General features: G+C 44.9%; 11 protein-coding genes. All 11 read left to right on the forward strand.

The annotated features are described in order from the left end of the window. The first annotated feature begins 1 nt into the window (after position 1). Positions 2–1033 (forward strand): UDP-3-O-(3-hydroxymyristoyl)glucosamine N-acyltransferase, encoded by a 1032-nt coding sequence (gene lpxD, locus BCU75_RS23385; RefSeq protein ID WP_017093244.1) that lies wholly within the window; start codon positions 2–4, stop codon positions 1031–1033. Between the two features lie 93 nt (positions 1034–1126). Further along, complete coding sequence (gene fabZ, locus BCU75_RS23390) at positions 1127–1579, forward strand: 3-hydroxyacyl-ACP dehydratase FabZ (protein ID WP_076674214.1); 453 nt, start codon at positions 1127–1129, stop codon at positions 1577–1579. A gap of 1 nt (position 1580) precedes the next feature. Beyond that, on the forward strand, positions 1581–2369 hold the full coding sequence (gene lpxA, locus BCU75_RS23395) for an acyl-ACP--UDP-N-acetylglucosamine O-acyltransferase (RefSeq protein ID WP_102475234.1): 789 nt from the start codon (positions 1581–1583) through the stop codon (positions 2367–2369). Positions 2370–2498: 129 nt separating this feature from the next. Beyond that, positions 2499–3695, forward strand: a complete 1197-nt coding sequence (lpxB, locus tag BCU75_RS23400; protein ID WP_102475235.1) for a lipid-A-disaccharide synthase — start codon at positions 2499–2501, stop codon at positions 3693–3695. A gap of 33 nt (positions 3696–3728) precedes the next feature. After that, complete coding sequence (gene rnhB, locus BCU75_RS23405; RefSeq protein WP_102475236.1) at positions 3729–4349, forward strand: ribonuclease HII; 621 nt, start codon at positions 3729–3731, stop codon at positions 4347–4349. A 176-nt stretch (positions 4350–4525) separates the two neighbouring features. Further along, positions 4526–8005 (forward strand): DNA polymerase III subunit alpha, encoded by a 3480-nt coding sequence (gene dnaE, locus BCU75_RS23410; protein WP_102475237.1) that lies wholly within the window; start codon positions 4526–4528, stop codon positions 8003–8005. 45 nt (positions 8006–8050) lie between these two features. Then, positions 8051–9010: an acetyl-CoA carboxylase carboxyl transferase subunit alpha gene (gene accA / locus BCU75_RS23415; protein WP_076674221.1), complete on the forward strand. Its 960-nt coding sequence runs from the start codon at positions 8051–8053 to the stop codon at positions 9008–9010. 126 nt (positions 9011–9136) lie between these two features. Beyond that, positions 9137–10477, forward strand: a complete 1341-nt coding sequence (gene tilS / locus BCU75_RS23420) for a tRNA lysidine(34) synthetase TilS (RefSeq protein WP_102475238.1) — start codon at positions 9137–9139, stop codon at positions 10475–10477. A 57-nt stretch (positions 10478–10534) separates the two neighbouring features. Beyond that, positions 10535–10846, forward strand: a complete 312-nt coding sequence (locus BCU75_RS23425; protein WP_076656884.1) for a c-type cytochrome — start codon at positions 10535–10537, stop codon at positions 10844–10846. A 130-nt stretch (positions 10847–10976) separates the two neighbouring features. Beyond that, the gene (gene glnB, locus BCU75_RS23430; protein WP_004738609.1) at positions 10977–11315 is read left to right on the forward strand and encodes a nitrogen regulatory protein P-II; all 339 of its coding nucleotides are present in this window, start codon (positions 10977–10979) and stop codon (positions 11313–11315) included. Between the two features lie 61 nt (positions 11316–11376). Continuing rightward, positions 11377–12219 carry an endonuclease/exonuclease/phosphatase family protein gene (locus tag BCU75_RS23435; protein WP_102475239.1) on the forward strand — a complete coding sequence of 281 codons (843 nt, stop codon included), beginning with the start codon at positions 11377–11379 and terminating at the stop codon, positions 12217–12219. The last annotated feature ends 43 nt before the right edge of the window (positions 12220–12262 follow it).

Below are 12262 nucleotides of genomic sequence, written 5' to 3' on the forward strand. Positions count from 1 at the left end.
TATGAAGAACCTGACTTTAGCCGAATTGGCAACGATTACCGGGGGAGAGCTACACGGAGACGGTACGGTTACCGTTTCAGCAGTTGCTCCTATGGATAAAGCGCAAGAAGGTAACATCACGTTCCTTTCGAACGTTAAGTACAGCAAGCATCTTGGTGACTGTAAAGCATCCGCTATTATGGTTAAAGAGAGTGAGCGCGAACTGTGTAAGACCAACGTTATTGTGGTCAGTGACCCTTACGTTGCTTTTGCTAAAGTTGCTCAAGCGCTTGATACTACTCCTGCACCCGCAGCGGCTATTGCTGATTCTGCTTCAATTTCAAGCGATGCAACCATTGGACAAAATGTGTCTATTGGTGCGAACGCTGTGATTGAGTCTGGTGTGGTACTTGGTGATGATGTGATCATCGGAGCTGGTTGTTTTATTGGTAAAAACGCAAATATTGGCACAGGCACTAAGCTATGGGCTAACGTAAGTGTTTACCATGAAGTAGTGATCGGCGACGCGTGTTTGATTCAATCAAGCACTGTTATTGGTTCTGATGGCTTTGGTTATGCGAACGAGAAAGGTGAATGGGTTAAGATCCCACAAGTCGGTTCAGTTCGCGTTGGTAACCGTGTCGAAATTGGCGCGTGTACAACCATCGACCGTGGAGCATTAGATGACACAATCATTGAAGATAACGTTATCTTAGATAACCAGCTTCAAATTGCTCACAATGTTCACATCGGATATGGTTCTGCTATTGCAGGTGGTACTATCATCGCAGGCAGTACCACGATAGGTAAGTACTGTATTATTGGTGGCGGTTGTGTGATTAATGGTCATATTGAAATCGTTGGCGGCGTTACAATCACCGGTATGGGGATGGTAATGCGCAGCATCACTGAGAAAGGCATGTACTCTTCGGGTATTCCTTTACAGCCAAATAAAGATTGGCGTAAAACAGCAACGCGTGTGCATCGTATTGATGAAATGAACAAGCGTTTGAAAACCGTTGAAAAACTTATCGAGAAGAGCGCGGAATCATAATTCCAGCATTTCTAATAAAAGGCTCGCGTACAGCGAGTCTTTTTCGTTTATAATCCTTCTAATTAAATAAAGAATATACATAGGAATACGACTTTGACTACTGAACAGACAACGATGAACATTACTGAAATTCAGGAACTATTACCTCATCGCTACCCATTCTTAATGGTTGATCGTGTGACTAGCTTTGAAAAAGAAAAAACACTGACTGCGATTAAGAATGTCACTGTCAACGAACCTCAGTTCACTGGCCACTTCCCTCAACTTCCTGTATTCCCAGGCGTGTTGATCTTAGAAGCAATGGCTCAAGCAACAGGTCTTCTAGCATTTAAATCATTTGGTGCCCCTTCTGGTAACGAGCTTTACTACTTTGCAAGTGTGGATAAAGCAAAATTCCGTAAACCAGTCGTGCCAGGTGACCAACTGATTATCGAAGTTGAGTTCTTAAAAGAGCGTCGTGGTATTGCATCGTTTAACGGTGTTGCTAAAGTTGACGGCGTGGTTGTATGTTCAGCTGAACTTAAATGTGCTCGTAGAGAGTTTTAATATGATTCATGAAACAGCGAAAATTCACCCGGCAGCAGTAATCGAAGGTGATGTAACTATCGGTGCTAACGTGACGGTTGGGCCTTTCACTTACATTGCTGGTAACGTGACTATTGGTGACGACACTGAAGTGATGTCGCATGTGGTGATCAAAGGTCACACAACCATTGGTAAAGAAAATCGCATCTTCCCACATGCTGTTATTGGTGAAGAGAACCAAGATAAGAAATACGGTGGCGAAGATACTACGGTTGTGATCGGTGATCGAAACGTGATTCGTGAGGCGGTTCAAATCCACCGTGGTACAACTCAAGACAAAGCAACTACAGTGATTGGTGATGACAACTTACTTTGTGTTAATGCTCACGTAGCGCACGATGTTATTGTCGGTAACCACACTCATATTGGTAACAATGCTATCCTTGGCGGTCACGTAACTGTGGGTGACTACGCTGGTGTAATGGCACTTTCTGCGATTCACCCGTTCTGTTCAATTGGCGCTTACGCTTACATTGGCGGCTGTTCTGCTGTTGTTCAAGATGTACTGCCGTACGTGCTTGCACAGGGTAACCATGCAGCTCCATTTGGTCTTAACCTAGTGGGCTTGAAGCGTAACGGATTTGAGAAACCAGAAATTCGTGCACTACAGAAAGCGTATAAAGAATTATACCGTTCAGGTAAAACACTTGAAGAAGCGAAAGCGGCTTTAGTTGAAATGGCGAAAGAGTTTACTTCGGTTACTCCTATGCTAGAAATGCTAGAGAACTCTGAGCGCGGTATTATTCGTTAATACCGGATATGACTGTGTACCAATCTGTGCAAGTATGACAATAGTTACTTAATCAGATTGGTATAACAAAAAGATCGCTACTCATTGGGCGGTCTTTTTTGTTTTAGGCAAGAAGGGAATTGGAAAACTATGGCACAGCAAGAAGCAGCAACCAATAGCTCGAACTTTGTTTCGAATGAACCTCTGCGCGTAGGTATCGTCGTCGGAGAACTCTCAGGTGACACGCTTGGTGAGGGCTTTATTAAAGCGATCAAATCACAATATCCGAATGCTGAATTCGTGGGTATTGGCGGACCAAAAATGAAAGCGTTGGGTTGTGAGTCTCTTTTCGAAATGGAAGAGCTTGCCGTGATGGGACTTGTAGAAGTGCTTGGTCGCTTGCCTCGCTTGTTAAAAGTGAAAGCGGGCCTAGTTAAGTATTTTACTCAAAACCCACCAGATGTGTTTGTTGGTATTGATGCTCCTGACTTCAACCTGAGACTTGAATTGGATCTTAAGAAAGCAGGCATTAAGACCGTTCATTATGTCAGCCCTTCAGTATGGGCATGGCGTCCAAAGCGTATCTTTAAAATCGATAAAGCAACCGATTTGGTATTGGCTTTCTTGCCGTTCGAAAAGGCGTTCTACGATAAATATAATGTTGCTTGTGAATTTGTTGGCCATACATTGGCAGACACCATTCCACTAGAACCGAATAAAAAAGAGGCTCGCGAGCTTTTAGGTTTAGATCAAGATAAGCCTTGGTTAGCCGTATTACCGGGTAGTCGCGGTGGTGAAATGAGTTTGATTGCTCAACCATTTATTGAGACTTGTCAGCGTATTAAGCAGAAATACCCTAATATCAACTTTGTGGTTGCGCTCGTTAATGAGCAACGTAAAAAGCAGTTCACTGAAATCTGGCAATCGACGGCGCCTGAACTTGAATTTACGCTGGTAGAAGATACCGCCACCAATGTGATAACCGCTGCTGATTCTGTTCTGTTAGCTTCTGGTACTGTTGCTCTCGAGTGCATGTTGCTGAAACGCCCGATGGTCGTTGGCTACAAAGTAAATAAACTGACGGGTTATATTGTCAAGAAATTATCGATTACCGAGTTTGTATCACTGCCGAACATTTTGGCTGGCGAAGAGATTGTGAAAGAACATATTCTTGAAGAGTGTCACCCAGACTTCTTATTTCCGTCTGTTGATAAGATGCTATCCGCTGACAACAGCGCATTAATCGAACGCTTTACCGAGATGCATCATTGGATTCGTAAAGACGCGGATAAACAAGCTGCTAATGCTGTATTAAAATTGATAAATCGACCGTTCGTTGAGTCATAAAGCGCTTGTTTACAAAACATTAAGAGAAGAATGATGGCAGTAAAAGAGAAAAAAGAGCTTCCTCCGTTTGAATACCCTCAAGGTTACCAGTTGTTTGCTGGAGTGGATGAAGTGGGTCGTGGTCCATTAGTAGGTGATGTCGTGACTGCGGCCGTTATCCTCGATCCTAATAACCCTATCGAAGGTTTGAACGACTCAAAGAAACTGTCTGAGAAGAAGCGCCTAGCTCTGTTTCCGGAAATCAAAGAAAAAGCATTGGCGTGGTCGGTTGGCCGTTGCTCTCCACAAGAAATTGATGAGTTAAATATTCTACAAGCGACCATGGTTGCTATGCAGCGAGCTATCGCAGGGCTAAGCGTTCAGCCAGACATGGCTCTGATCGATGGTAACCGTGTTCCAGAATTACCTATGGATGGTCTTGCTATTGTGAAAGGTGACTTGCGAGTTGCTGAAATCAGTGCGGCATCTATCATCGCTAAAGTAGTTCGTGACCAAGAGATGGAAGAACTTGATAAACTTCATCCAGAGTTTGGCTTTGCTAAACATAAAGGTTACCCGACCAAAGCGCATTTCGAAGCGATTGAAAAACATGGTGTAACCGAGCATTACCGCAAAAGTTTTAAGCCAGTAAAGCGCATTTTAGGTCTCGATTAAGCTCTTTGACTAAAGCTTTATATTGATGAGGGCTTAATATTGGTTAGAGCTTTATATTGCTTAGATTTCATGTTGAACGGGGCAGGGCATCGAATAAAGTTGCCTACTTGCAGTAGAAAAAAATAGAATACATCCAGTTGTAATCCTAGGCTCACGTCTAGAACTCAGGAAAAATAATGTCAGATCCAAAATTTGTTCACCTTCGCGTACACAGTGACTTTTCTATGGTGGATGGCCTCTCTAAGGTACCACCACTCGTTAAGAAAGTTGCTGAGATGGGTATGCCCGCACTAGCACTGACCGACTTTACCAACCTATGTGGTTTGGTGAAGTTCTACGGTACTGCCCACGGGTGCGGGATTAAACCCATTATTGGTGCTGATTTCCTGATGCAGTCTCCTGAGTTTGGCGACGAATTGACTAAACTCACCGTTATTGCAACAAGTAATAAAGGCTACAACAACCTAACGTTATTGATTTCAAAAGCTTACCTTCGCGGCCATGTACAGCATCAACCTGTGATTGATAAAGAATGGCTGATTGAGCATGCCGAAGGCCTGATTCTTCTATCGGGAGCAAAAGAAGGTGAGATTGGTAAGGCGTTGCTGAAAGGTAACCGTGAATTGGTTGCAAGCAGCGTTGAGTTTTACAAAACACATTTCTCAGACCGTTTTTATCTGGAGCTAATTCGTACTGGGCGCCCGGATGAAGAGTCGTATCTGCACTTTGCGCTAGAGCTTGCCGAACAAGAAGACCTGCCTGTTGTCGCGACCAACGAAGTGGTCTTCATCTCTGAAGACTTATTTGACGCCCATGAAATCCGTGTGGCGATTCATGACGGTTTTACGATGGTTGATCCACGTCGACCGAAAAACTACAGCTCACAACAATACCTGCGTAGTGAAGAAGAGATGTGTGAGTTGTTCTCAGACATCCCAGAAGCACTAGAGAACAGTGTTGAGATCGCCAAGCGTTGTAATGTTACTGTTCGTTTAGGTGAGTACTTCCTACCTAACTTCCCAACAGAAGGTTTGGCGATTGAAGACTTCTTGATTAAAAAATCAGAAGAAGGCCTTGAGCGTCGTTTAGCGTTTCTATTCCCTGATGAGAAAGTTCGTGCTGAGCGCAGGCCTGAATACGATGAACGCCTTAAAATCGAGCTAGAAGTTGTCAACAATATGGGGTTCCCGGGTTACTTCTTGATCGTGATGGAGTTCATCCAGTGGTCAAAAGATAATGACGTACCAGTAGGTCCTGGTCGTGGTTCTGGTGCCGGTTCTTTGGTGGCTTACGCATTGGATATCACCGATCTTGATCCACTTGAATATGACTTGCTGTTCGAACGTTTCTTGAACCCAGAACGTGTATCTATGCCCGATTTCGATATCGACTTCTGCATGGATAAACGCGACCAAGTTATTGATCACGTAGCCGAGATGTACGGTCGTGATGCCGTTTCTCAGATCATCACTTTTGGTACTATGGCGGCAAAAGCGGTAATTCGTGACGTGGGCCGTGTTCTGGGTCACCCGTTTGGTTTCGTTGACCGTATTTCTAAGCTGGTTCCACCAGATCCGGGGATGACGCTAGAGAAAGCTTTCCTTGCTGAGCCAGCATTGCCAGAACTCTACGACGGTGATGAAGAAGTACGCGAACTGATTGATAAATGTCGCATCTTAGAAGGTTGTACGCGAAATGCCGGTAAGCACGCGGGTGGTGTTGTTATCTCACCCACCACGATTACCGACTTTGCACCTATCTATGCCGACGCAGAAGGCAACTTCCCAGTAACGCAATTCGATAAGAATGACGTTGAAACCGCCGGTTTGGTTAAGTTCGACTTCTTGGGTCTACGTACCCTGACCATCATCGATTGGGCGTTAGGCCTAGTAAACCCACGATTGAAGAAAGAGGGTAAAGAGCCGGTTCGTATTGAATCTATACCTCTTGATGACCAAGCGTCATTTAACCTATTACAAAATTCTGAAACGACTGCGGTGTTCCAACTGGAATCTCGCGGTATGAAAGATCTGATCAAGCGTCTACAACCCGATTCTTTTGAAGATATCATCGCATTGGTAGCTTTGTTCCGTCCGGGCCCTCTGCAATCAGGCATGGTAGATAACTTTATCGACCGTAAACACGGTCGAGAGGCGGTTTCGTATCCTGATGAAACGTGGCAACACGAATCGTTAAAAGAAACTCTAGAACCGACTTACGGCATCATCCTGTATCAAGAGCAGGTAATGCAAATCGCTCAGATCCTTGCGGGTTATACGCTTGGTGGAGCCGATATGCTGCGTCGTGCGATGGGTAAGAAAAAGCCCGAAGAGATGGCAAAGCAGCGCGGTACCTTTAAAGAAGGTGCAGAAGCCAATGGTGTTGATGGCGAACTGTCCATGAAGATCTTTGACTTGGTAGAGAAGTTTGCGGGCTACGGCTTTAACAAATCTCACTCGGCCGCATACGCACTGGTTTCTTATCAAACACTGTGGTTGAAAACGCATTACCCTGCGGAATTCATGGCAGCAGTAATGACCGCGGATATGGATAACACCGAAAAGGTTATTGGCCTTGTCGATGAGTGTTTCCGTATGAAGCTCAAGCTTCTTCCACCCGATATTAATTCCGGTTTATACCGCTTTAATGTGGATGAAGATGGCGCGATTGTTTATGGCATCGGTGCGATTAAAGGGGTTGGTGAAGGCCCAATTGAAGCCATTATCGAAGCGCGTAACAAGGGCGGGTATTTTAAAGATTTATTCGACTTCTGTGCACGACTCGATCTGAAGAAGGTCAATAAACGTGTTATTGAAAAGTTGATTCTATCCGGAGCCTTAGATAGATTAGGTCCTCACCGAGCTGCGATGATGGCATCATTGAAAGATGCGGTTAAGGCGGCAAGCCAACATCACCACGCTGAGTCTTTTGGTCAATCGGATATGTTTGGTGTTTTGACTGACGCTCCGGAAGAGGTGGAACACAAGTACACTCAAGTACCGAAGTGGCCTGAAAAGGTTTGGCTTGAAGGTGAGCGTGAAACGCTGGGCTTGTATTTAACAGGTCACCCGGTTAATGCTTACATCAAAGAGTTAGCCAAATACACTAGCTGTCGTTTGAAAGATGCGACACCAACTCGTCGTGATCAGTCTTTAACGATTGCAGGTTTGGTCATTGCTGCCAGGGTAATGACCACGAAGCGTGGAACTCGAATTGGTCTGATGACCCTCGACGACCGATCGGGACGAATGGAAGTGATGTTGTTCTCTGATGCGCTTGATCGCTACGCAGAATTGCTCGAAAAAGACAAAATTGTTGTCGTTTCTGGACAGGTCAGCTTTGATGATTTCAATGGGGGGCTTAAAATGTCCGCGCGCGAGGTCATGGACTTAGGAAGCGCCCGTGAGAAATATGCTCGTGGGGTGTCGATATCTATCGATCAATCCCAAATTAACGGTCAATTTTTTGAACGCTTTAGTCAAATCTTAGAACCTTATAGAGCCGGAACGGTCCCAGTCAATGTATACTACCAGCGTGCCGACGCTAGAGCGCGGTTAACATTGGGCACAGAATGGCGTGTGACGCCAAGTGATACATTACTAGACGAATTAAAACAGCTGCTTGGAAATAGCCAAGTAGAACTCGAATTTAACTAAAATTTAGCTTCGTGAATGCGGAGCTGAATCAACAAGGATTCATAGATGAGCCTGAACTTTCTAGAATTTGAAAAGCCTATCGCTGAACTTGAAGCAAAAATCGAAGCGCTACGTGACGTTTCGCGTCACGGTGGTGACACAACGGTAGATCTAGACAAAGAAATCGAACAACTAGAGAAAAAAAGCTTAGAGCTTAAACAGAAAATCTTTAGTGACTTAGGTGCGTGGCAGGTAGCTCAACTTGCTCGCCACCCTCAACGTCCTTACACCAAAGATTACCTGGAGCATGCATTCACAGAGTTTGAAGAGATGGCGGGCGATCGCGCTTACGCTGACGACAAAGCAATTGTGGGTGGTATGGCTCGTCTAAATGGTCGTCCTGTTATGGTTATTGGTCACCAGAAAGGTCGTGAGACTAAAGAGAAAGTGATCCGCAACTTTGGTATGCCAAAGCCAGAAGGTTACCGTAAGGCGCTACGTCTAATGGAAACAGCTGAACGTTTTAACATGCCTATCATTACTTTTATCGACACAGCGGGTGCTTACCCAGGTGTTGGTGCAGAAGAACGTGGCCAATCTGAAGCTATCGCTAAAAACCTAAAAGTGATGGCTGGTCTTTCAGTTCCAGTTATTTGTAACGTTGTGGGTGAAGGTGGTTCTGGTGGTGCACTAGCGATTGGTGTTGGTGACTACGTGAATATGCTTCAGTACTCTACGTACGCAGTAATCTCTCCAGAAGGTTGTGCTTCAATCTTATGGCGTGATTCAGATAAAGCACCACAAGCTGCTGAAGCGATGGGCCTAGTTGCTCCTCGCCTTAAAGAGCTTGAGCTTATCGATGAAATCATCCCTGAGCCTCTAGGTGGCGCGCACCGTGACCCAGTACAAACTGCTCAGAACATGAAAGACATGTTAGTTAAACAGCTAGAAGAGCTAGAGCAATTTGATAACGAAGCACTTCTTGAGCGTCGTTACCAACGTCTAATGAGCTACGGTTACTGCTGATAAGCGTGCCTTAAAACAAGGCAGATTGAAGTAACAAGATGATGAAAGGGTTGGACTCAGTGCCAACCCTTTTTTATTATTAAAACATTATCCTTTCTCATTCGAACTCACGGTTCATTAAGCCTCATGACTCAATTAATCGAAACTTTTACTTCTGTACTCCATCAAAGCGCACTTAACCCTCGTCGGTTGCTCATCGCTTTCAGTGGTGGTGTTGACTCCAGAGTGTTGTTGGAATTAGCCGTTCAATACGCCAAAGTACATGGTACTGAATGCTGCGCGGTGCATGTTCATCATGGTTTAAGCAAGAATGCTGATCAATGGGCTGAGCAATGCCAAATCTGGTGTGATGCTTTGTCGGTTTCGTTAGCTATAGAACGAGTCTCGCTGGATATCGACAGTGGTGAGAGCGTAGAAAAGCTGGCTCGAGACGCACGCTATAATGCGCTCCAGAAGCACCTGAATTTTGGTGACGTTCTAGTTACAGGTCAACACATCGATGATCAACTTGAGACTTTCTTGTTAGCGCTGAAGCGTGGAAGTGGTCCGAAAGGGCTCTCTTCAATGGCAAAAGTAATGTCGTTTGGCGAAGCTTTTATTATTCGCCCTCTGCTGTCTGTGACTAGAACTGATATTGAAGCATCGGCTCACGACATGGGGTTAACTTGGGTTGAAGATGAGAGTAATCAAGATCTGCGTTTTGACCGTAACTTTATTCGCCACCAAGTAACCCCAACGCTGACCGAGCGCTGGCCTAGTTTTAGAGAGTCGGTCAGTCGCAGCGCTCAGCTTTGCGCAGAGCAAGAGCTACTGCTCGATGAGTTGCTTGAACCACATTTCCAGAAAGCGCTAAGTAGCAGTCAAAACCAAAGCTTAAGCGTTGAGGCGCTATCTCAGCATTCTGATTTGTTGCGCGCACGTTTGTTAAGAATGTGGCTTAGCCACTGTAAGCAATCAATGCCGAGTCAAAAACAGCTCAAGCTTATTTGGGATGAAGTCGCATGCGCTCAGGCGGACGCCAACCCTAAGCTAGTGTTGAATGATGCCGAAGTTCGACGCTTTAATCATCAGCTCTATTTAGTGAGAGAGACTAACGACCTATCTGACTGGCAAAGCGATCTTTCAATGGGAGAGAGTTTGACGCTACCCGATGGCTTAGGCGAGCTACGCTTAAATTCAACACTGAGTGATGGCGAATCGAACAACCGTGATCTGCAAAGCTTTAGTTGGTCGGATACAAGCGGAACACTAAGAGTGGTTTTTAATCCGGAAGGGTTGTCGGCTCACCCTGTTGGACGCGGTCATAGCAGAAAGCTTAAGAAGCTTTTTCAGGAATACCAAGTACCCAGTTGGTTAAGACGTAGAACACCGATATTAATGGATGGCGATCGAGTGATCGCTGTTTTAGGCTTATTCGTAGATAAAAACTACGAAGGTCAAGATTGTGAAGCGCTTTGGAGCAAGTAGAATAAGTTTGTGTCACAATTTGGACTACTTTAATAAAAATAATCAATGGAATATGCAATGAAGAAAATTACACTAGGATTAGTTCTTGGCTTAGGACTTTTGAGTGGTAACGCTCTGGCGGGTGATGTTGCTGCGGGTCAGGCTAAAGCCGCAATTTGTGCAGCTTGTCATGGCGCCGATGGTATCGCTATGATACCTGGCTACCCAAACCTGAAGGGTCAAAACGAACAGTACATCGTTTCATCAATCAAAGCGTACAAAACAAAGCAACGTAATGGTGGCTTGGCTGCTGTGATGCAGGCTCAAGCTTCTATGCTGAGCGACGAAGACATCGCGAATCTAGCCGCTTACTACGCAAGCCTTAAGTAAAACCTTCTCAAAGCGCTGATTAAGCAAGATGATAAATTTCGAGCCAGAGCTTTAAAGCTCTGGCTTTTTTCATTGAATGTTTACTATAGCTAACCGATAATGAGCTATTCGCACAGTTTAAGGGATGAACATGAAAAAGATTGAAGCCATTATCAAGCCATTCAAACTTGATGATGTACGTGAAGCACTTGCAGAAGTGGGCATTACGGGTATGACAGTATCTGAAGTTAAAGGCTTTGGACGCCAGAAAGGTCATACTGAGCTATACCGCGGCGCAGAGTACATGGTCGACTTTTTACCTAAAGTGAAATTGGAAATTGTTGTGACCGACGAAGTAGCTGACCAATGTGTTGATACTATTATCGAAACGGCCCAAACCGGTAAAATTGGTGACGGTAAGATCTTCATTACTGACGTTGAACGTGTGGTACGTATTCGTACTGGCGAAGAAGACGAAGACGCCGTATAAAAAAACTATTACCTTAAAAGGAGCGTTTATCGCTCCTTTTTCATTTCTGGTAGGGTGCTGTATGTTTAAGAAAACCATCATTGTTATCACGCTACTGATAACGCTTGTTGTCGTTAGTTTTCATCTGGTCTTCGTGATCCCGAACAAGCCCAACCTGATCACATCTTCTCAAGGTACCAGTAACGATATCTACAGCTGCTATCAAAACTCTGCACCGAAAGCGATTGATGTGTCTGATGGACTAAGCATTACCGTGTGGAATATCTACAAGCAAAATCGCAGTAATTGGCAGAGTGAACTGAACAAACTGACGGCAGGAAGCGATTTAGTATTGCTGCAAGAAGCGAGTATGACAGAAGGGCTTCGCCAATGGGTGACAAGCGGTCAGTGGGGAAGCACTCGTGTTAATGCGTTTGAAGCCTTTGAGCAAAGTGCTGGTGTACTTAACTTAGCGACACATTTACCGATCGAAGCTTGTGCTTATACTCATGAAGAACCTTGGCTTCAATTACCTAAATCAGCGCTTTGGTCTCGTTATCAGCTGAGTAATGGTGAAGAACTGGCTGTTATTAATATCCATGCTGTGAACTTTACATTTGGTACGGAAGATTACGAAGCTCAGCTCAAGAGCTTAACCGACAATCTGCAAAAGTATCGTGGGCCTGTTATCTTCGCAGGGGATTTTAATAGCTGGAGTGAAGCTCGCTTTGCAGTGTTGAAAGGCGCGTTGGAACAGGTCGGTTTGATGGAGGTTGCTTTTAACCCAGATGACCGCACTCAGTTCATGACGGGATTGGTGCTCGACCATGTGTTCTATCGAGGGTTAGAGGTAGAAAAAGCAAAAGCGCCCATCACGGACGCTTCTGATCATAACCCAATGCGAGTGACGTTTAAGGCTAAATAGTAAGAAGCCAATGGTTATTCGCTATTAATTATTCGCATTAGCT

It is taken from the genome of Vibrio splendidus (genome assembly GCF_002873455.1).
In the GTDB taxonomy this organism is placed as follows: Bacteria; Pseudomonadota; Gammaproteobacteria; order Enterobacterales; family Vibrionaceae; genus Vibrio; species Vibrio splendidus_J.